The sequence below is a fragment of the Bradyrhizobium sp. F1.4.3 genome (genome assembly GCF_040548375.1).
GTDB lineage: Bacteria > Pseudomonadota > Alphaproteobacteria > Rhizobiales > Xanthobacteraceae > Bradyrhizobium.
In genome coordinates this window covers 1-19517 of record NZ_JBEPRN010000010.1, presented here as the reverse complement: position 1 = coordinate 19517, position 19517 = coordinate 1, and the positions used below count along the sequence as shown (strand labels likewise).

Here is a 19517-nt window from a genome sequence, read left to right as displayed (position 1 = left end):
CGCCGCGCAGACGTTTGGGGCGCGCGGACGGCAGTCGCGCGGGGGAGCAGCTACGATGGTCGATGTCACCGCGGGACAGGGCGTAGGCGGCGCGAAGCCCGGCCTCCCCTCCCTCACCGAAATCGTCAACGTCCTCAAGCGCGGCGACATCGCGCTCGCGCTCGGCATCCTCACCATCCTGGTGGTGCTGATCCTGCCGCTGCCCGCGATCGTGCTGGACCTGTTCCTGGCGATCTCGATCACGCTCTCGATCCTGATCCTGATGACGTCGCTGTTCATCCAGGCACCGCTGGAGTTCTCCGCCTTCCCGACCATCCTGCTGATCTCGACCATGCTGCGGTTGTCGCTCAACATGGCCTCGACCCGCCTGATCCTGTCGCACGGGCACGAGGGCACCGATGCCGCCGGTCACGTCATCGAGGCCTTCGGCAGCTTCGTGATGGGCGGAAATTTCGTCATCGGCATCATCGTCTTTGCCATCCTGGTCATCGTCAATTTCGTGGTCATCACCAAGGGTTCGGGGCGCATCGCCGAAGTCGCCGCCCGCTTCCACCTCGACGCCATGCCCGGCAAGCAGATGGCGATCGACGCCGATCTCTCCGCCGGCCTGATCGACGAGAAGGTCGCCAAGGAGCGCCGCAAGGCGCTGGAGGACGAGAGCGGCTTCTTCGGCGCCATGGACGGTGCCTCGAAATTCGTCCGCGGCGACGCCATCGCGGGCCTCCTGATCGTCTTCATCAACGTCGTCGGCGGCATGATCATCGGCGTGGCCCAGCAGGGCCTGTCCTTTGCCGATGCCGGGCGCAGCTACACGCTGCTGACCGTCGGTGACGGCCTCGTCACCCAGGTGCCGGCGCTGATCGTTTCGACCGCGGCGGGCCTGCTCGTCTCCAAGGCCGGTGTCTCGGGTGCGGCCGACAAGGCGCTGATGAAGCAGTTCTCCGGCTATCCGCAGGCGCTCGCGATGTCCTCGGCGGTCATGCTGGTGCTGGCGGCGCTGCCGGGCATTCCGACCCTCCCCTTCTTCGCGCTCGGCGCCGGCGCCGGCGCGCTGGCCTGGTCGGCGCGCAACCGCAACCGCGCGACCGCCAAGGCCGAGGAAGCCGCAAAGGCCGCGCCTGCACCGGGAACGCCCGGCGCACCGGGAAGCGCGGCGGCCGAGGAGCCGATCTCGGCCGCCCTCAAGATCGACGACCTCAAGATCGAGCTCGGCTACGCGCTCCTGCCGCTCGTCAACGGCCCCGACGGCACCGACCGCCTCACCGAGCAGATCAAGGCACTGCGCCGCTCGCTCGCGATCGAGATGGGCTTTGTGATGCCGGCCGTGCGCATCCTCGACAACGTCCAGCTCGAGGCCAACACCTACATCATCAAGATCAAGGAGGTCGACGCCGGCACCGGCAAGATCTGGCCGAACCAGTTCATGGTCATGGACCCCGGCGGCAGCCAGGTGCAGGTGCCCGGCATCCATACCACCGAGCCGACCTTCGGCCTGCCCGCAACCTGGGTCGATGCCAGCCTCAAGGAAGAGGCCTCGCTCAAGGGCTATACCGTCGTCGACGCCGCGACCGTGCTCTCGACCCATCTCACCGAGCTGCTCAAGGCCAACATGTCGGACCTGCTCTCCTACGGCGAGGTCCAGAAGCTGCTCAAGGAGCTGCCGAAGGAGCAGGGCGAGCTGGTCAAGGACATCGTCCCCGGACAGGTCACGGTCTCCGGCATCCAGCGCGTGCTGCAACTGCTGCTCGCCGAGCGCATCTCGATCCGCGACCTCTCGACCATCCTCGAGGGTATCGCCGACTCGCTCGCCTTCTCGCGCAATCCCGCGACCATGGTCGAGCACGTCCGCGCCCGCCTGGCGCGGCAGATCTGCGCGCAGAATACCTCGTACAACGGCTACCTCCCGCTGATCGCCCTGTCGGCACGATGGGAGCAGGCCTTTGCCGAATCCATCGTCGGTCAGGGCGAGGAGCGTAGTCTCGCCATGCAGCCATCAAAACTGTCGGAGTTCATGACCGGCGTGCGCGAGGCCTTCGAGCGCGCCGCCCGCGAGGGTGAGGCGCCGGTCATGGTCACCTCTGCGGCAATTCGTCCCTTCGTGCGCTCTCTCGTCGAGCGGTTCCGCGCCCAGACCACGGTCTTGTCGCAGGCCGAAATCCACCCCAGGGCGAGGTTGAAAACAGTCGGAAGCATCTGATTTGCCTTAAGAACCCGTGTGTTTTTCGGCCACAGGCAAATGGTTTTTGAGTTCCGGGCGCCTTGTCGGGCAAATGCCGACAAGGCGCCTTACAGGCACGTTACATCTTTGAAATAATTACCAAATCGCACGATCAAGGGCCGCTTTCGATCGCGGCCTTTCACGTCGTGTCACGCTCTTGTGATCGCCCCTTGGGAACGAATCCCCCCAATACTAAGTTGTTGGGCACCGGAAGCATGAACCTGCCTAAACAGGGCGGCGACTACTTCTGGTAGGTGGCTGCAGGAGCCTTCCATGAACCACTCGATTTACAGCGCAGATCGCTCGACCCATCTGAAGATCGTGGTCGTCGCGCTCGTTGCCGGCATCACGGTGGCGGGCTTCGGGATAAGCGCACGCTCGGGTTCGGATGAAGGCTTGACCCAGACCGCACGTGTCATCAAGGCCGGCAAGCCGGTCGTTATTACCAGCTCGAACGCATCGCTCGTTCGCTAAGGAGATCTGAGTTTCAAGAATTCACGCGGCTCTTTACCAGCCCCCCAAAGTCGCCACGTGGATATGTAGACGACCCCAACCCCAAGTCGACTACAGAAAGCGCCCGCCCCCCACGGGCGCTTTCTCATGTCTGGTATATGTTTGCGCTCCAAATGCAGCGTCGGGTGTCGCCCCAAACCCAGCTGTCATTCCCCGCGAAGGCGGGGGATCCAGTACGCCGCGGCTTATCCGCTTCACACCACCGCCTCTGGAATACTGGTCGTCCGCCCCAGTGCGCAATTGCGCACAAGGCGGACGATGACACCGAGTCTTTGAGACTACCGCGCCCCATAGGTCTTCGGCGGCGCCTGCACCGTTGGCGATGCGGCGGCGAAGAGGTCTTCCTTGCTGCCGGTAAGCGGCGGATAGATCCGCTTGCGGTTGATCGTTTCCTTGGTCACCTTCGCGGCTGCGCCAGTGGTGCGCACCTCGCGATCCCACCCTTCCGTGTAGAGTGCCCCCCAACCGCCGAGATCGAGCACCGTCACGTACCAGTCGATCCGCAACGGCAAGAGCGGCTGGCCCACAAGGTCGGCCACCACATTGTGGCCGGCGAAGCGGCCCATGGGACGGGCGAACTGGCAGGACATCACGGTCGGATGCAGGCCGTCGACAACGCTGGAGGCGACGTCGCCGGCCGCGAACACGCCGGGCTGATCCGCAACCCGCATGAATGGATCGACCAGTAGGCGCCCGAGGCAATCGCGCGCGCCCGGAAAATTCGCAGCAAGCGGACTCGCACGCATGCCCGCACACCAGATCACGGTTTGCGTGGGAATGAACTCACCCGAGCTCAGGCGAATGCCCGCGGCCTCGACGGAGATGACCCGCACGCCGAGCCGGCGCTCGATCTTGAGCGACGACAACGCCGTCTCGATGACCGGACGCGCGTGCGCGCCGATGGTGGCGCCCACCGCGGGATTGGGATCGACCAGGATGATGCGGCGGTCGACGGTGATGCCGGCGCGCGTCAGCCTGTCGGGCATTTCGGCAGCAACCTCGATGCCGGTAAAGCCGGCGCCGACCACCACGACCGTCGACCGCCCCGGCGACGGCGCGCTGCGTCCGAGCGAGGCGAGACGGTTTTCGAGGCGAAGCGCCGAGGCATAGGTGTCGACGTCGAAGGCGTGGTCGGCAAGGCCGGGAATGTCGGGACGCATCACCTCGCTGCCAAGCGCGAGCACGAGCTGGTCATAAACCAGCATCTCCTTGCCATCGCTCGTGACAAGCGTGATCTGGCGCCGCGCCGGATCGATCGCCTCGACCTCGCCTATGCCGTGGCTGACGCCGATCGGATCGAGCAATTGCGCAAGCGGAAGCGCGACCTCGCTGAGATCGACCTCGTAATTGCGCACGCGGATGTTGTGATAAGGATTTCGGTCGACGACACGGATCTCGATCTCACGGCCTGCGCCGATCTCGTCGCGCTTGCGTGCGGCGCCGATGGCCGCCCACAGCCCTGCAAACCCGGCGCCGAGCACGACGATACGCGCCATGTCCGCCTACTGCGTTGTCCAAAGGATCCTGCGGCCTGCCCGCGCAGGCAGATATAGCTCATGCGTCCGGATGGACCAACTGCGGCGGCGTCGCCCGCAGCACAAAATCACGGCTCACGCTTCGCGCAGCTCCGACGGCGTCGCACCAAAACGCTTGCGGAAGGCTCGGTTGAAATAGGACAGATCCGAGAAGCCCGACGAATGCGCGATGTCGCTGATCTTGCGCGTCCTGGCGCGGGGATCGCCGAGCAGTTTTCGCGCGAGCAAGAGGCGCTGCTCGAGCACGAATTCGGTGAAGGTCGTGCCGGCCTGCTCGAACAGCCGCTGCGCCTGGCGCGGGCTCAGGCCCGATCGCGTGGCGACCTCAGACAGGCAGAGATCGTTGCGGCCGAGTGCTGCCATCACGTCGGCGCGCATGAGATCGAGACGGGCCGCCGCATGTCCCCGACCGCGCGCGAGCACCGCGTGCTCGGCGTCGGTGCCGAGCAGGAGACCGACGAGATCGACCATGTGCTGCGCGGTGAGGCGCTGGCCCACCGCGTCGAGATGCGGGGCGTGATGGGCGGCGAGCGCGTGGTAGCGGAAGATGGTTTCGGCGACCGCGCCGTCGCAGAGCACTTGCGACAGCTTCTCCTCGGCGCGCGGATTGATGTCGAGCAGCGCGCGGCGCGGCATGCGGATGGTGGTGAAGCGATCCTCGTCGGTATGCCCGACCGTGCCGGTGACGCCCATGTCGACGAGCATCATCTGCGCCGGCGCAAGCTCGACGCTATGACCGTTCTGCCCGACGCGGACGAGGCCGGCATGCGCACTGATCAGCACGAGATCGTCGCTGCCGTCGGCAAGCAAGCTCTGCGTGCGTGAATATTGCGCGGAAGCGCCTTCGGGAATGGCCAGCGCGATATTGTCGACCACGCTGATCTGGAGCCGGCAGTCGATGCTGTCGCCATGGCTCGGCCCGATATCGAGGCCACAGGGCCTGCAGGCCCTGTCGCGCCAATGCTCGAACGCCGGGCCGTGCGGCAGCCCCGCATATTGGTGAATGAAGATGCCCGGCGGCTTTGCTGCATCCATCTGATTTCTCGCCCCTCTCCGGCACCGCGATCAGTGGCGCCGACTTTAAATTCCGGGCATTTGACGCCGCGAATTGCGGGGAGGTTCAAATCGGGGGCTGATTTGGCGAGACTTGTCGGAAAACGACGACGGAGTGGACAATGGCGACAGGAATAGGCTCGGATGGATCGCGCCGCTGAAGCGCCCAATGCCACCCCAGGGTCGTCCTGGACAAGCCAGCGGAGCGAGCGCTGATCCAGGACCCATTACCACCAGCCTGCATTGCAGCAGTACGCTGTGGCCGCGTTTTGCTGCAACGACGTGCAGTCGGGGTAATGGGTCCTGGCTTTTCGCCAGGACGACGATGGAGCTTGCAGCTTGTAGCGGCGCCTACTTCTTCGCCGGCGCCGGCGGCTGGGACGGCGGCACGGTCTCGATCAGCTTGCCGGAAAAGACCGGCGCCGAGGTCGGCTGGCCGTTGGGCGAGCCGCCTGGCTGCTCGACGGTGACGGCGTAGGTCGCACCGTTGACGACGTCGGCATCGTAGCCGGCGAGCACCGCGCGTGCGGTGAAATCGCCGCTGCCGATCACGCCGAGCGACCGCGGGCGCGGCAGCTTGTCGGAGATCAGCCAGAGCTCGAAGCTCTTGCCGGGCTCCGGCGTCGCGCCGACCTTGCGCACCGTGAAATTCTTGGTCGCGCCATCGATGGTGAGGATGAAGGCGGGGCCGCCACTCTGGCCCTGCAACAGCGCGACATATTGTGCAGGCGCAGAAAGCGGCGCGGCCGGAGTCTTCACCTCGACCGTCTGGATTCGCGGTACGGGACGCAGTGCAACAGGCAATGCATCGGGCCGGAAGATCTGAAGCGACAGCGTCATGAGCAGCGCGGCCGCGAGCGCGCCCACCGCGGAGGCGATGTTGCGCCAGCGCTTCACGCGCCCTTCGAGCCGGATCACGTTGGTGTTGTCGACGACCGGGACCTGCGTCACGGGCACGACGCGCGGATCGGGCGCATGGGTCTGCGGAACGAATTGCGGCACGAAATCCGGAATGGCATCGGAGTCGGATTGGGGCGGCTCCGGCTGCTGCACGTCCAGCGATGGCGGCTCTGGCGACGACGGCTCCGGCGCAGACGATTCCGGCGGGGGTGGCGACGGTGCGTCTGACAGCACCGGCGGCTCCTGGGACGAGTCTTGCGATGAGGCCGTCCGCGCGATCTCGAGCCTGATCTTCTCCCACACGATCGGCCGCGGCTCGATCGTGCCGACCATCTGGTTGAGGACGCCGAGCCGGAATTCCCAGGCCTGCACGACGGCGGCGAACTCCGGGTCGACCGCCATCATGGTCGCAACCCGCGCGCGCTCGTCGGCGTCGAGGGTGCCGAGCGCATATTCCGCGGCGAGCGCGATATGGTCCTCCGTGTAGGCCATCAGTTGCAGTCCAAAACCATCCTCATAGTCCGAGGCACTCCCGGATATCCAACATGCTGCGCCGGAGCCACGTCTTCACCGTGTTGACGGGCGCGGCGAATTTCTCCGCCAGCTGCTCGCGGCTCCAGCCGTTGTAATAGGCGAGAAGCACGAGCCTCTGACGGTCCGGCTCGAGCCGGCCGATACATTCCAAGAGCCGCTTCAACTCCTCTGACATCTGCCGGCGCGCCAGGGGATCGGGGCTGTCGGCGGCGACTTCCATCGCCTGAGGCTCCTCCTCGATGGAGGCTTCCGTCTTCTTGCGCACGATATCGATGGCGCGGTTGCGCGCGATCGACGCCATCCACGTGATCGGCGACGACAGCGCCGGATTGAACTGGCCGGCACTATTCCATATCTTGACGTAGGTCTCCTGAATGACCTCCTCTGCGAGATCTTGTCGGCGCAAGATACGAAGCACGACGCCATAGAGTTTCGCGCGTGTGGCGTGGTAGAGGCGCTCGAACGCGGCCTGATCGCGCTTCGACACCGCCTCAATCAGCCCGACCAGCTCAGCTGGCGTCAGCATTCGGCCCCCCAACGCGCGGCCCCGTCGCATCCCGCGCGGACCCCGGCACTCTGCTACCATAGCGCGCGGCAAAGCCCGCCACCAAGGGGGCGGCGCGCCACACTGTGGACAGCAAATGCAAAAACCCGGACCTTGCGGGTCCGGGCTCGCAAATTCTCGGCGGTTTGACCGCTAGCTGCGCGTCAGGCGATGGCGCCCATGCGGGCGCGCATCAGGCCGATGCTGTCGAGATCGGCCTGCTCGCGGGCGTTTTCCTCGGCGCGCTCGCGGGCCTGGTCGCGCTCGTCCAGGAGCTCGACCTTCTTCAATTCCTCGAAGGCCTCCCCAAGAGCGGCCTTGGCTTCCTCGAGCTGGCCCTTCAGCTCGTCGGCCGAGCGGGTCAGGTTCTCGCGGCGCTGGATGGCGGCCTTGGCATAGGTCGGATAGGCGAAATGCGAGGGATCGTTGATCCCGGCGCGGTCCTGCTCGGTCTGGATCTCCCGCTCGAGATCGGTCGACATCCGCTGGAAGTCGGCGATCATGGACTCGATCTGGGCGACCCTGCGGCGCTTCTCGTCGACCTGAAACTTCTTCAGGCGGATGAGGGTATCACGTGACTTCATCGACTCGTACTCCCCAGAAGTCCCCTAGCTGCACGTGGGACGACACCGGTCTCCCCACAGGCCCAATTTGGGCCAAGACCGGCTCTGCTACTCTGTGGGATCGGATGATGACGGGACAAAGTTAGCGTTCCGTTTCCAAATTACCGAGGATTTGCGCCAACTGGCGGTAGCCGTCGGCCAGCGAGGCATTTTCGTCCTTGCGCTGGCGCAGGAACGCCTCCAGCGGCTCGTGCAGGCGGATTGCCTCGTCAACCTCGGGGCTGGACCCCGCCCGGTAGGCGCCCAGCCGGATCAACTCCTCCATGTCGGCATAGGTCGCCATCACCTGGCGCGCCCGCTGGATGGTCGGCCAGAACTGCGGATCGGCCGATTTCGGCATGGTGCGGGAGACGGATTTGAGGATGTTGATGGCGGGGTAGCGGCCGCGCTCGGCGATCGAGCGCTGCATGACGATGTGCCCGTCGAGGATGCCGCGGACGGCGTCCGCGATCGGCTCGTTATGATCGTCGCCGTCGACCAGCACCGTGAAGATCGCGGTGATGGCGCCGATGCCGAGGCCGGGACCGGCGCGCTCCAGCAGCTTCGGCAGCTCGGTGAAGACGGTCGGCGTGTAGCCCTTGGCGGTCGGAGGCTCGCCGGCGGACAGCCCGATCTCGCGCTGGGCCATGGCGAAGCGCGTCACCGAGTCCATCAGGCAGAGGACATCCTGGTCCTCGTCGCGAAAATATTCGGCGACCGCGAGCGTGAGATACGCGGCCTGCCGCCTCATCAGCGCCGGCTCGTCGGAGGTTGCGACCACCACGACGGAGCGTGCCAACCCCTCCTCGCCGAGATCGTCCTGCAAGAATTCCTGCACCTCGCGGCCGCGTTCGCCGATCAGGCCGATGACGCTGATATCGGCATCGACATTGCGCGCGAGCATCGAGAGCAGCACCGACTTGCCGACGCCGGAGCCCGCGAAGATGCCCATGCGCTGGCCGCGACAGCAGGTAAGAAAGGTGTTCATCGCGCGCACGCCGAGATCGAGCGGCGCGCCGACGCGCTTGCGCGAATGCGCCGGCGGCGGCGTGTTGCGGAACGGCATCGGCGAAGCGCCTTGCGGCAGCGGCCCCTTGCCGTCGATCGGCTCGCCCAGCGCATTGATGACGCGGCCGAGCCAGGCCAACGACGGACGCACCTGATTGGCAGCATTGGCAATGACCGCCTTGCAGCCGCGGCGCACGCCGTCGAGGCCGGCGAACGGCATCACGACGGCATTGTTCCCGGAGAAGCCGATCACCTCGCAGGGGATGAAACGGTTCGCGCCGGTCTCGATCACGAGTCGCGCACCGACCGACATGGCGTGAATAGGTCCAGCCACCTCGACCATCAGGCCGCGAACGCCGACCACGCGGCCGTAAATATTGACGCCGTCGATATCGCCGATCTGTTCGGCAAGAGCCTTCATAAGAGAGCCTTCATAAGAGAGCCTTCATAAGGCGGCGCGCCTTCATGATTGGGGCCTTCAAGGCGAGACTCTTAAGTTTCGCCATATTTCTGAACGGCGCTTAACTTCGTGTTTACCCGCATCGTTAATCATTGCGTCACTGTCTTTGTGACTGAGCGTGGCTCCCCTTCAGAAGAAGGCTGAGTCGCGAGAGTCGGTTAGGCCCGTCTCTTAAAGTGGAACTTGAACGGAACCGGGTAACGAAAGCTGCTTCGCGCACAAGACCTTAGGGCGATTCGACAAAAATTGCACCGGGGGGACTTGCGTTCCAGAATCAGAGTTTGTTAACCATCTCTTGTCAGGATCCGAATCAGTTGTTCAAAGGCGTTTTGTTGAGTGCCGCGAATGCGGCCGACCTGACGCCCAGGAGCGGCGACTATGGGGAACTGGCATGCGCGTTTTGCTGATTGAAGATGACAGCGCCGTCGCGCAGTCGATCGAGCTGATGCTGAAGTCTGAAAGCTTCAACGTCTACACGACCGATTTGGGGGAAGAAGGCGTCGATCTCGGTAAATTATACGATTACGACATTATTCTTCTCGACCTCAACCTGCCCGACATGTCCGGCTACGACGTGCTCAAGCAGCTTCGGGTCTCCAAGATCAAGACACCGATCCTGATCCTCTCCGGTCTCGCCGGCATCGAGGACAAGGTCAAGGGTCTCGGCGTCGGCGCCGACGACTACATGACAAAACCCTTCCACAAGGACGAGCTGGTTGCCCGCATCCACGCGATCGTGCGCCGCTCCAAGGGCCATGCCCAGTCGGTCATCCAGACCGGCGACCTCGTCGTCAACCTCGACACCAAGACGGTGGAAGTTGGCGGCCAGCGCGTGCATCTGACCGGCAAGGAATACCAGATGCTGGAGCTGCTTTCGCTCCGCAAGGGCACCACCCTCACCAAGGAAATGTTCCTCAACCACCTCTATGGTGGCATGGACGAGCCGGAGCTGAAGATCATCGACGTCTTCATCTGCAAGCTCCGCAAAAAGCTCGCGAACGCCTCCGAAGGCCGCAACTTCATCGAGACGGTGTGGGGCCGCGGCTACGTGCTGCGCGAGCCGCACGAGGTCGAAGAGCGCATTCCGGCCTGATCAGCGTTTACGTCGCGAGCCCTTCTGGGCTTGCTCCTCCCAGCCTGGACCCCGCCGCAAATGGCGGGGTTTTGTTTTGTGGGGCCTTCGCTGACGGTGACGTTCATATCCGGTCATGCGCTCGCGAGCGCAGGGCTTGCCGCGACCGGCCTTCTGACCGGGCAGCGCGCGGCCGCCTCACGCAGCGAACCGATCATCGCATAGCCGATGATGAAGCCGAACAGGAAGGTCGGAAGCACGAAGGATAAGAAGAAGGCCCATCCGGAGACGCGGTCGACGATTTCCATTACCGGCATGGGGATGACCTGGTGGATGGCCAGCAGCATCCACAACATCACCGTCATGCCACCACCAAAGACGAGGCCGTCTCTCAGCCGCCTTGTCTTCCGCGACCGCCTGCCCCACGTCGAATCCTGCACCAGCAGGGCCGTCATTGCCCCGATGCCCCAGGGGAAGATCAAAAGCGGCAGCTCGCGCAGCACGACGTCGGGATAGGATCGATCCGGAAACTGGTAGAAATCGAACGTCGCCTGGATCGGGAAGAAGATCACTGCACTACAGAGGCCGATCGACAGGATGAATCCCACCGGGAGTCGACCGAAGATCGTTTCGTTCGCAAAGCCGTAGTACCTCTTGAAATAGTAGACCAGCCAGAAATTCAGGATGAACTGCAGAGGAGTCGTGACCAGAGTCCGCAGCACCCCGGCGGCTTGATCTCCGGGAACGTGAACTATCTTGCCCGAGCCGAGCAGCCACAGAAGGCACCAACCGAAGGTGAAAGCCGCAACGATCGCCACAAATTTCACGATTCCGGGCGAGGACGGCTCCAGCGTGAAGCCGATCGCGCCCAGCCTTCGCCTGCTGCGGGCGAGCGTCCATTCGCCGGCGAGCGCCGCGCGCGTGGCGAAAAGCAGGAGATTGTTGAGTAGCGAATCCATGTCCTTGCGCAGATCCTCCAGCATGCATCCCGCCGCCGTCTGGGCGGCCAGTTGAAGCTGGCTGACCGCACTGTGGCGGGTCGAAAGCTGGTCGAGCGCCTGCCAGTCGTTCGGCTCGACCTGGCTGTCTTCCATGATCGCGCCGTAGATCTCGGCGCTGCTCTTGAGCACGCGGACGGTGCGGAAGCACAGGGAGTCGTAGACCGCGAGCAGTTCCGCATAGAGGTCGGAGTTGCGCTCCATAAAGCTCTCGCGGCTTCCGGCCCAGCGCTCGAGATGTAGCATCAGCGCCGAGATCTTCAGCAGGCGTGACTGGATCGCGGTGGATTGCACGGCACGAAAGTCGTCGATCTGGTAACCGACCCTGGCGAGCTTGCGCTGAAGGCTCAGCATGTCGTCTGAATGGACCTGGAAGGGCGACGCGGCCAGCGTCTCGCGCAGCGTGAGCGCGCTGGCGGGAATGCCGGCCAGCTCCTGGCAGAAGCGTCGCCATACCTTCGGAAGGAAGGGAATGAGCCAGACGAAGATCAGGAGCCAGATCGCGGCAAGCGGCGACAGCTTCTGCGGAAGCAGCGCATAGACGATCATGAACGGGGTGATGAAGGCGGCGACGCCGAACACAAAGAAGGGTTTCGTCGTGAACGAGCGCGTGCCCTTGAGCGTGTGAAACCTGAACCAGTAGAACAGGACGACGAGCAGCGGTCCCCCCAGGGGATCGAACACTGCATTCAACAGGTGAACGACATTATCGAGCGTCACGGTGAACTCCTATCGCTAGGGTTCGCTTGCGGAAGATGTGCCGGCCGCCGCGGCGTCCGGCGATGCTTTCGAAAAGTCAGGCAGCCTGCGCCACGATCTTGGCCTTCTGGACCAGGAAATCGATGTTGTCGGGCGCAAGCGCAATCGCGCTGTCCATATCGTTCTGTGCCTTGGCCATCTCCTTGATCTGCGCATAGGCGTTGGCGCGGGACACCAGGTATTTTGGCTCATCCTGTTTCATCGAGGCCGCCATGCTGAAGGCCTTGATCGCCTCTTCCAGATAGCCCCGCTTGTCGTCGATCCCTGCGGCCGTCATGGTCACGATGCCCTTGATCCAGTAAAATTCAGGGTTGTCTGGCTTGAGTTTGATGGCCTCGTTGATATCGTTCAACGCGTTCTCGTAGAGCCCGACCGTCACGTTGAAATTGGCCCTGCGCACGCGATATTCCGCTTTGGCCGGATCCAGCTCGATCATGTAGGCGAAGCTGGCGGCCGCCTTCGGAATCTGCTTCTGCTTGTGCTGAAGCGTCCCGAGATCAAAGTAGACATTGGCAAGCCGAACCGAGAGCTCTTGGTCGTCTGCGAGCAGGCCGTGCAGCTCGCGTCCGCGCCGCGTCAACTCCTCCAGCTCCTCGATCGTGGCCGGCGCGGCATCGAGCGCGCGCAGAAGTGCGTCACGCCGCTGCCGCAGATCCTCCTTCGAGAGGCGAGCCGCCTCGGGCGGGCTCGCGGCCGGCTGCGGATTTTCGACGTTGAAGATCCTGCCGTCGGACGAGCGCATGTAGAGAACCGGAATTCCCCATTCGACCCGTGACTTCTGCTGGATGAATTGGCGCGCGAACGTCACGGCATCGTCGATCGGACGGTTGCCGGCCAGCGCTGAATAAAATCCTTCCGACATCGAAATCGCGGCATTGTCGGTGATGGGAAACTGCATCGCCACCACGGCGGGCAGCCAGCCCGTCTTCATCAGTCCAATCGCCGGATTGCCAAAACGATCGCCGACATTGATCCTGGCGCTTTCGCAGCAATTGAGCACGATCAGGCGAAGGCTCTTGCGCGCTCCCGTCAGCATCATCGCAAGATCTGAAGCGAACTTCTTTACCGGCTTGCCGTCCTCGTCGACCATGACGACGAAGCCGCGCTCATCGAAACTGTCGGCGTCGGCGCCGGCCAGCAATTCGTCGACCCCGCCATGCCCGATGAAATGGAAGATGTGCCATTCTCCCTCGAGCAGCTTCTTCATCAGGTCTTTACCGGTCCCGCCCGGAACCCACTGGAAATCGACCTTGCCATCGTGCTGGAGCGCATCGATGCCCTTGTTGATGCGATTGCGCTCCTTGACGACGTCGAGCTTCGGCCATTCGCTGGTCGAGGGATCGGCAATCATGCCGAGAATGCGCAGTGGGCCCTTGACCCCCATGCGCGCCACGCTTCCCGCTGTCTCGAGATGCCGCACGATGGGCCGGGTGAGGCTCACATAGTAGGGAATCTCGTTTTCGTCATAGAGATATTCCCAGGGCAGCCCGGCAAGTTCGTCCGCCTCAATCCGCAGCTTGATCCTCAAATCCTGCGCCGCGCCCTTACTGCGGTCGTAGACCTGCCGGATCAACGGGACCTCAGTGAAGACACTGCGGAAGACCCCGCGCCCGAAATCCCGCAAGACCTGTTCGCCGCGCGTCACCGGGCCAGGACGGCTCTTATCGTCGATCTCCAGAACTGCGTTTTCGAGCTCTCCCCGCAACTTTGCCAACTCGCCCGGGGCGGAGAACCAGAACTTCACCTGGCTCCTCGGCGCCTCGCCACCCGGCGACCTGACGACGCGCCCGTAATACTGCTGCGGACCGATACCCCCCGGCAAATAAGAGCCGATCTCAAGCTCGAAATCTTCGTATTCAGGCATTTGAGCCTCACTCAAACAAGATTTCTTTGGCCGTTGGAAAAATCCCTCGAATTCAGGTGGCGCGCTTCGCCATGGCCGCATGCGCATCGGCGATAAACATGGCCGCCGCTCAGATCGTGCCGGTCCGATCGTGCAGGGGCCGGAGGGCTGATCTCAGCGAGGGCCCAACTCATGTACTCCGCCAGGACGACCACAACATCAATGGGCCAGACTATCACACGCAACCTCGAGACGCATTTGTGAAGCATGTCTCATACGGCCCGAAAATTTGTGCGGTGCCCGGACACCCGCGGAGAGCTGGTTTCGTTTCTGGGGATCGAACCTGTTCGCCCGGTGCGGTGACTAAGCGATCGTGCCAGAATTCGCGCAGCAAACATCGGACCTCCCCATGATCCTGCAATCGCTCGCCGGCCTGCCTGCTTTCCTGGTCTATTTCTGCACCGGACTGATCGCGATGGTAGCGTATCTGTTCGTCTACACCCGGATCACGCCGCACAACGAGTTCCAGCTCATCCGCGACAATGACCCGGCCGCGGCGATTGCGCTCGGCCTCAGCTTGCTTGGCTTCGTGGCGCCGCTGTTCAGTGCGATCGCGCATTCGGCCAATGTGCTGGATTGCCTGATCTGGGCCTTCATCGCGCTGATGGTGCAGGTCGCCGTGTTCTATCTCGTCAAGGTGCCGGTGCCGAACCTGTCGGGGCGGATCGCAGCCGGCGAGCTTGCACCGGCGATCTGGCTCGGCCTGTCCTCGCTCGCCGCGGGGCTCTTGAACGCCGCCTGCATGATCTACTGACATGATAGCGAAGTGACATGGCCGCGACGCCTCCCACCAAGGAATTTGGCAAGCGCCGGCCGGCGCCCGTGTCGCCGGCACCGCGGGAGCCCGTGAAGCGCTCCGGCCATGTCGCGCTGCTGGTGATGGGTACGATCGCGGTCGGCACCACCGCCTACACGCTGATCCCGCGGCAGAATTGCGATCCCCCTCCTCCCGGGGCGTCAGTCCTCGGCGCGGTGGCGCCGGCACAGACGAGCACCCCATGCAGCAGCGGCTCGTCAGGCAGCAGCTCGCACTGGTCGTCGCGATCGAGCTTCTTCAGCAGCGACTCCTCGAGCCATTCCTCGTCGGGCACCTCGTCCGATTCAGGCTCCGGCGGCGTCACACGCGGTGGCTTCGGCTCGTTTGCGCATGGCATCTCCGGCGGCGGTTGAGGCGCGGTTTGTGAATTCAACGCCGCGCGCAGCTCTGCTTAAGTGAAAGTCTGCTTAGGTGACGTCGCGGAAGGAATCGACATGAAACGTTCGCGAAGGGTCGTGCTCACCTTGATGGGCACCGCCGCAGTCGGCGCGGTCTCGATGGGATTTGTGAAGCGCGAGCGGCCCTGCGGCCCCGGGCTCGAAGCCGTTCCCGGCATCGACGGCAGGCCCTATTGCCGGCCCACCTATGGCGGCTTCGGCGGCACGCCGCATCACATGCACGGACATGGTTATGCCGATCAAGGTCATGGCGGTCACGGTCATGGCGGTCACGGCGGCGGCTGACACATGCAACGCATCGTCTGTCCCGAACGCGACGACTGGCAGCAAACCGCCGAACAGTGTGGCTTCGCCTTCCACACCATCGACGGCGAGCGCTATTGGGACGAGCGCGCCTACTACGCCTTCACCCTCGACGAGATCGAGCGCGGGATCGAGACGCCGACCGGCGAGATCGACGCGATGTGCCAGGAGCTCGCTGGCCGCGTCATCGACGACGAGCGGCAATTGCGGCGTTTGAAGATTCCGGAAGCGTTCTGGAACTTGATCGCGGAGAGCTGGGAGCGCGACGACCGCAGCCTCTACGGCCGGCTCGATCTGAAATTCGACGGCGAGACGCCGGCAAAGCTGCTCGAATACAATGCGGATACGCCGACCTCGATCTTCGAGGCCGCGGCGTTTCAATGGACCTGGCTCGAGCAGGCGATCGAGCGGCGCATCATCCCGGCGCGCGCCGACCAGTTCAACTCCATCCACGAGCGGCTGATCGAAACATGGAAGACGATTGCCGCGAGCCGTCATCTGCATCTCACCGGCACCACCGGCAACGAGGAAGACGCCGGCACGCTCGCCTATCTCGAGGACACCGCGCGCCAGGCAGGATTGTCGACCACACTGCTCGACATCGAGGAGATCGGTTGGCGCGATGAGGCCGGTGGCTTCGTCGATCTCGACGACCGCGACATCGCGCTCGCCTTTAAGCTCTACCCCTGGGAATGGATGTTCCACGACGCCTTCGGCGCAAAGCTCGCGGACGTACCGACGCGCTGGATCGAACCGCCGTGGAAAGCCGTGCTCTCCAACAAGGGCATCCTGCCGCTGTTGTGGGAGATGTTTCCGAACCATCCGAACCTGCTGCCGGCGTTCTTCGAGGACGATCCTCGCGCCGCCGAGCTCGGAACCTCCTATGTACGCAAACCGCTGCTGTCGCGCGAAGGCGCCAATGTCACGCTGGTCTCGGCCGGCGTGCCGCTTGACGAACACACGGGCCCTTACGGCGCCGAAGGCTTCGTCCGCCAGGCGCTGTCGCCGCTGCCGAATTTTTCAGGCTTCTATCCGGTGGTGGGAAGCTGGCTCGTGAACCACGAGCCGTGTGGCCTGTCGATCCGCGAAGACGAGAGCCCGATCACCGGCAACAGCTCGCGGTTTCTGCCGCATGCGATTTTGTGAGGCGTGTCATTCCGGGGCACGACAAAGTCGCGAGCCCGGAATGACAAGAATAAAAATCACCTCGCTGCGGCGATCTTCAGCGGCTGCGGCATCAACCCTCCCATCGGGCGGCCGGAGCGCGCGGGATTAAGCTGGTAGAGGCCGCGACGATCGGCGACGGGACGGAAGGCATCCGTGATGCCGACGACAGATTCGGCGGCTCCTAACAGCAGCGTGCCGTCGGCCTCCAGGCCCCTTGCCATGCGCTCGAAGATCACGGCCTTGGTGTCCTGGTCGAAATAGATCAGCACGTTGCGGCAGAAGATGACGTCGAACGTGCCGAGTTGGGCGAAATCCTGCAACAGATTGAGTTGGCGGAACTGCACCATCGCGCGAACATCGGCATTGAGCTGCCAGATGTCGCCGGACTGCGTGAAGTATTTCATCAGGAGCTGGATTGGCAGGCCGCGCTGCACCTCGAACTGGCTGTAGACGCCGGCCTTGGACTTTTCCAGCACCTCCTGCGACAGGTCAGTAGCGACGATCTCGATACGCCAGCCGGCGAGAGCAGCGCCCATCTCCTTCAGGCACATCGCGATCGAATAAGGCTCCTGCCCGGTCGAGGAGGCCGCCGACCAGATGCGCAGCGACTTGCGCGCGGCGCGGGCCTGGATCAGGCCGGGCATGATCGTCTCGCGCAGATGATCGAACGGGATCTTGTCGCGGAAGAAGAAGGTCTCGTTGGTGGTCATGGCCTCGACCACGTCGGTCGCAAGCCGGCCGTCGCCGTTCCTGATCTTGAGAACCAGATCGGGAATGCCGGGCAAGCTCGCCTTGCGGGCCAGCGGCAGCAGCCGGCTTTCGACCAGATACTGCTTGTCGGCGGAGAGATCGAGACCGGAGCGTTCTTTCAGGAACCTGCGCAGATACTCATAGTCCGTAGGCGTCACGAGCGGTCTCCCGCAAACAGGCGATTGACCTTGGCGCCGATCTGGTTGAGCGGCAGGATTGCCGCGCAGATGCCGGCATTGGCAGCCGCACCCGGCATGCCCCAGACCACGCTCGTGGCTTCGTCCTGCGCGATCACGCTGCCGCCGGCGGCGACGATGTCCTTGCCGCCGCGCATACCGTCCGAGCCCATGCCGGTCAGGATCACGGAGAGGATGCTGCCGTGCCAGATGTCGATGGCGGACGTGAAGAGCGGATCGACTGCGGGCTTGCAGAAATTGACGGCGGGGCCGTCGTCGAGCGCGATCGCGGCGTCGGCGCCGTTGCGCACGACGCGCATGTGCTTGCCGCCCGGTGCGAGATAGATGCGACCGGGCTTCACCGGCTCGCCGTCGACCGCCTCGCTCGCCGGCTTGCGGCTCGAGCGCGCCAGATGCTCGGCGAGAATGGTGGTGAAGGTCGGCGGCATGTGCTGGGTGATCAGCACCGGGAAGCGATCGATCACCGGGCCGAGCTCGGTGACGAGTGCCATCAGCGCCTGCGGACCGCCGGTCGAGGAGCCGATCAGCAGCACCTTCGGTGCCTGGGTCGAGAACGGACGCGTGGTCACCGACAGCGAGGACGGGGCATGCACGGCCGGAGCCGCCGCGAGCGCGGCAGGCCGCGCGACGGGTCCGCGCGCCGCGGGAGCCGGGCTCGCGGGCGCCAGCGGCGGGCTCGCAACTGCAGCCTTCCTGCGCAGCCGCGCGCCGAGATGACGGATCTTCTGGATCAGGTCGTGGTGGAAGATGTCCGCGGCCGACGCCTCGCGCGTCGACTCAGGCTTCGGAATGTAGTCGGCTGCGCCGAGCGACAGCGCCTTGAAGCTGATCTCCGCGTTGCGGCGGGTCAGCGTCGAGGCCATGATGATGACGAGATCGCGCTTCTTCGCCAGCAGTTGCGGCAACGCCGAGATGCCATCGAGCTCGGGCATTTCGATGTCGAGCACGGCAACGTCGGGGTTGATGCGTTCGATCTGGTTGACCGCCTCGAGCCCGGTCCGCAGCGAGGCAGCGACTTCCATGTCGTGCTCGGCACCGATCCAGCGCGAGATCAGACCGCGAATGACGACGGAGTCGTCGACGATCATCACCCGCAGCGGCCCGGCTTCGCGCGACGGGCTCGTGGTCGAATTACCTGCGAACGCAACACTCATTACTCACCAACTCAGACTGAAACGGTTCAGTTGAAAACAAGCGCCGAAGGATCCGTACAGCCTCCGGGTGCTCGCTTAGATCAAGCCGACTTCCTGGAACTTCGCTGTCACGATGTCCTTGTCGAACGGCTTCATGATGTACTCGTTGGCGCCGGCATGCAGCGCGCGCGCGATATGCGCAACGTCGTTCTCGGTGGTGCAGAACACCACCTTGGGCTGGTCGCCGCCGGGCATGCGGCGCAGATGGCCGAGGAACTCATAGCCGTCCATGATCGGCATGTTCCAGTCGAGCAGCACTGCGTCGGGAAGTCCGCGCTTGCAGGCTTCCAGCGCCTTCTCACCGTCCTCGGCTTCGAGAATCTGGAAGTCGAGGCCCTCCAGGATCCGGCGCGCAACCTTGCGGATGACGCTGGAATCATCAACGACGAGACAAGTTCGCATGTGAACCTCTGCTTCCTGTCCCCTTTGCGGGGGACTTCCAATTGCAAGTCCGTCGGCGGCGGTGCCGCCGTATCAGGCCGCCATCATCTCGGGCGCGAGCTCGAGGACGCGATCGACGTCGAGGACGACCATGAGCTGGCCGTCGAGGCGGTGGACGCCGCCGGCGAGCTTGGCCATGCGGGGGTCGAGGT

The 19517-nt window shown here is 64.1% G+C and carries 18 protein-coding genes and 1 pseudogene; 7 read left to right on the top strand and 12 right to left on the bottom strand.

The features are described from left to right. The first annotated feature begins 55 nt into the window (after positions 1–55). Positions 56–2197, top strand: a complete 2142-nt coding sequence (gene flhA, locus ABIB73_RS23810) for a flagellar biosynthesis protein FlhA (protein ID WP_354227913.1) — start codon at positions 56–58, stop codon at positions 2195–2197. 294 nt (positions 2198–2491) lie between these two features. Continuing rightward, the gene (locus ABIB73_RS23805) at positions 2492–2692 is read left to right on the top strand and encodes a hypothetical protein (RefSeq protein WP_354227911.1); all 201 of its coding nucleotides are present in this window, start codon (positions 2492–2494) and stop codon (positions 2690–2692) included. Positions 2693–3009: 317 nt separating this feature from the next. On the opposite strand, the gene ABIB73_RS23800 is transcribed toward ABIB73_RS23805, so the two are convergent. From ABIB73_RS23800 to fliI, 6 genes are all read right to left on the bottom strand, one after another. Next, positions 3010–4227: an NAD(P)/FAD-dependent oxidoreductase gene (locus tag ABIB73_RS23800; RefSeq protein WP_354227909.1), complete on the bottom strand. Its 1218-nt coding sequence runs from the start codon at positions 4225–4227 to the stop codon at positions 3010–3012. A gap of 114 nt (positions 4228–4341) precedes the next feature. Then, positions 4342–5301: a helix-turn-helix transcriptional regulator gene (locus tag ABIB73_RS23795; protein ID WP_354227907.1), complete on the bottom strand. Its 960-nt coding sequence runs from the start codon at positions 5299–5301 to the stop codon at positions 4342–4344. Positions 5302–5670: 369 nt separating this feature from the next. Further along, positions 5671–6711 (bottom strand): anti-sigma factor, encoded by a 1041-nt coding sequence (locus ABIB73_RS23790; RefSeq protein ID WP_354227905.1) that lies wholly within the window; start codon positions 6709–6711, stop codon positions 5671–5673. 22 nt (positions 6712–6733) lie between these two features. Then, positions 6734–7279 carry a sigma-70 family RNA polymerase sigma factor gene (locus ABIB73_RS23785; protein ID WP_354227903.1) on the bottom strand — a complete coding sequence of 182 codons (546 nt, stop codon included), beginning with the start codon at positions 7277–7279 and terminating at the stop codon, positions 6734–6736. Positions 7280–7461: 182 nt separating this feature from the next. Then, on the bottom strand, positions 7462–7881 hold the full coding sequence (gene fliJ / locus ABIB73_RS23780; RefSeq protein WP_354227901.1) for a flagellar export protein FliJ: 420 nt from the start codon (positions 7879–7881) through the stop codon (positions 7462–7464). Positions 7882–8002: 121 nt separating this feature from the next. Continuing rightward, positions 8003–9328, bottom strand: coding sequence for a flagellar protein export ATPase FliI (gene fliI / locus ABIB73_RS23775; protein WP_354227899.1), 1326 nt, complete (start codon positions 9326–9328; stop codon positions 8003–8005). 430 nt (positions 9329–9758) lie between these two features. Between fliI and ctrA the strand changes: the two genes are divergently transcribed. After that, the gene (gene ctrA / locus ABIB73_RS23770; protein WP_007600544.1) at positions 9759–10460 is read left to right on the top strand and encodes a response regulator transcription factor CtrA; all 702 of its coding nucleotides are present in this window, start codon (positions 9759–9761) and stop codon (positions 10458–10460) included. Between the two features lie 113 nt (positions 10461–10573). Here ctrA and ABIB73_RS23765 read toward each other — a convergent pair whose 3' ends face one another. Together ABIB73_RS23765 and ABIB73_RS23760 are read right to left on the bottom strand one after the other, a co-directional pair. Next, positions 10574–12157 carry a hypothetical protein gene (locus ABIB73_RS23765; RefSeq protein ID WP_354227897.1) on the bottom strand — a complete coding sequence of 528 codons (1584 nt, stop codon included), beginning with the start codon at positions 12155–12157 and terminating at the stop codon, positions 10574–10576. A 76-nt stretch (positions 12158–12233) separates the two neighbouring features. Continuing rightward, positions 12234–14060 carry a CHAT domain-containing tetratricopeptide repeat protein gene (locus tag ABIB73_RS23760; RefSeq protein ID WP_354227895.1) on the bottom strand — a complete coding sequence of 609 codons (1827 nt, stop codon included), beginning with the start codon at positions 14058–14060 and terminating at the stop codon, positions 12234–12236. 388 nt (positions 14061–14448) lie between these two features. Here ABIB73_RS23760 and ABIB73_RS23755 point away from each other — a divergent pair, with 388 nt between their 5' ends. From ABIB73_RS23755 to ABIB73_RS23740, 4 genes are all read left to right on the top strand, one after another. After that, the gene (locus tag ABIB73_RS23755; RefSeq protein WP_354227893.1) at positions 14449–14853 is read left to right on the top strand and encodes a DUF350 domain-containing protein; all 405 of its coding nucleotides are present in this window, start codon (positions 14449–14451) and stop codon (positions 14851–14853) included. A gap of 17 nt (positions 14854–14870) precedes the next feature. Beyond that, complete coding sequence (locus tag ABIB73_RS23750) at positions 14871–15269, top strand: hypothetical protein (protein WP_354227891.1); 399 nt, start codon at positions 14871–14873, stop codon at positions 15267–15269. An 81-nt stretch (positions 15270–15350) separates the two neighbouring features. Continuing rightward, positions 15351–15599, top strand: coding sequence for a hypothetical protein (locus tag ABIB73_RS23745; protein ID WP_354227889.1), 249 nt, complete (start codon positions 15351–15353; stop codon positions 15597–15599). Between the two features lie 3 nt (positions 15600–15602). Then, positions 15603–16763, top strand: a complete 1161-nt coding sequence (locus tag ABIB73_RS23740) for a glutathionylspermidine synthase family protein (RefSeq protein WP_354227887.1) — start codon at positions 15603–15605, stop codon at positions 16761–16763. A 56-nt stretch (positions 16764–16819) separates the two neighbouring features. Here ABIB73_RS23740 and ABIB73_RS23735 read toward each other — a convergent pair whose 3' ends face one another. The 4 genes and pseudogenes from ABIB73_RS23735 to ABIB73_RS23720 all read right to left on the bottom strand — a co-directional run. Further along, the gene (locus tag ABIB73_RS23735) at positions 16820–17692 is read right to left on the bottom strand and encodes a CheR family methyltransferase (protein WP_354227885.1); all 873 of its coding nucleotides are present in this window, start codon (positions 17690–17692) and stop codon (positions 16820–16822) included. Then, positions 17689–18885: a protein-glutamate methylesterase/protein-glutamine glutaminase gene (locus tag ABIB73_RS23730; protein ID WP_354227883.1), complete on the bottom strand. Its 1197-nt coding sequence runs from the start codon at positions 18883–18885 to the stop codon at positions 17689–17691. The genes ABIB73_RS23735 and ABIB73_RS23730 overlap by 4 nt, the downstream gene beginning before the upstream one ends. A gap of 75 nt (positions 18886–18960) precedes the next feature. After that, positions 18961–19326 carry a response regulator gene (locus ABIB73_RS23725; protein ID WP_008138864.1) on the bottom strand — a complete coding sequence of 122 codons (366 nt, stop codon included), beginning with the start codon at positions 19324–19326 and terminating at the stop codon, positions 18961–18963. A 72-nt stretch (positions 19327–19398) separates the two neighbouring features. Then, positions 19399–19517, bottom strand: a pseudogene (locus ABIB73_RS23720) (chemotaxis protein CheW); the annotation flags it as partial.

Bases quoted from the DNA above. Each gene is read 5' to 3' on its own strand.
- ABIB73_RS23745 (WP_354227889.1), top strand. From the start codon at position 15,351: ATGAAACGTTCGCGAAGGGTCGTGCTCACCTTGATGGGCACCGCCGCA.
- ABIB73_RS23755 (WP_354227893.1), top strand. From the start codon at position 14,449: ATGATCCTGCAATCGCTCGCCGGCCTGCCTGCTTTCCTGGTCTATTTC.
- ABIB73_RS23730 (WP_354227883.1), bottom strand. From the start codon at position 18,885: ATGAGTGTTGCGTTCGCAGGTAATTCGACCACGAGCCCGTCGCGCGAA.
- ABIB73_RS23795 (WP_354227907.1), bottom strand. From the start codon at position 5,301: ATGGATGCAGCAAAGCCGCCGGGCATCTTCATTCACCAATATGCGGGG.
- fliI (WP_354227899.1), bottom strand. From the start codon at position 9,328: ATGAAGGCTCTTGCCGAACAGATCGGCGATATCGACGGCGTCAATATT.
- ABIB73_RS23790 (WP_354227905.1), bottom strand. From the start codon at position 6,711: ATGGCCTACACGGAGGACCATATCGCGCTCGCCGCGGAATATGCGCTC.
- ABIB73_RS23750 (WP_354227891.1), top strand. From the start codon at position 14,871: ATGGCCGCGACGCCTCCCACCAAGGAATTTGGCAAGCGCCGGCCGGCG.
- fliJ (WP_354227901.1), bottom strand. From the start codon at position 7,881: ATGAAGTCACGTGATACCCTCATCCGCCTGAAGAAGTTTCAGGTCGAC.
- ABIB73_RS23800 (WP_354227909.1), bottom strand. From the start codon at position 4,227: ATGGCGCGTATCGTCGTGCTCGGCGCCGGGTTTGCAGGGCTGTGGGCG.
- ABIB73_RS23740 (WP_354227887.1), top strand. From the start codon at position 15,603: ATGCAACGCATCGTCTGTCCCGAACGCGACGACTGGCAGCAAACCGCC.
- ABIB73_RS23805 (WP_354227911.1), top strand. From the start codon at position 2,492: ATGAACCACTCGATTTACAGCGCAGATCGCTCGACCCATCTGAAGATC.
- ABIB73_RS23785 (WP_354227903.1), bottom strand. From the start codon at position 7,279: ATGCTGACGCCAGCTGAGCTGGTCGGGCTGATTGAGGCGGTGTCGAAG.
- ctrA (WP_007600544.1), top strand. From the start codon at position 9,759: ATGCGCGTTTTGCTGATTGAAGATGACAGCGCCGTCGCGCAGTCGATC.
- ABIB73_RS23725 (WP_008138864.1), bottom strand. From the start codon at position 19,326: ATGCGAACTTGTCTCGTCGTTGATGATTCCAGCGTCATCCGCAAGGTT.
- flhA (WP_354227913.1), top strand. From the start codon at position 56: ATGGTCGATGTCACCGCGGGACAGGGCGTAGGCGGCGCGAAGCCCGGC.
- ABIB73_RS23760 (WP_354227895.1), bottom strand. From the start codon at position 14,060: ATGCCTGAATACGAAGATTTCGAGCTTGAGATCGGCTCTTATTTGCCG.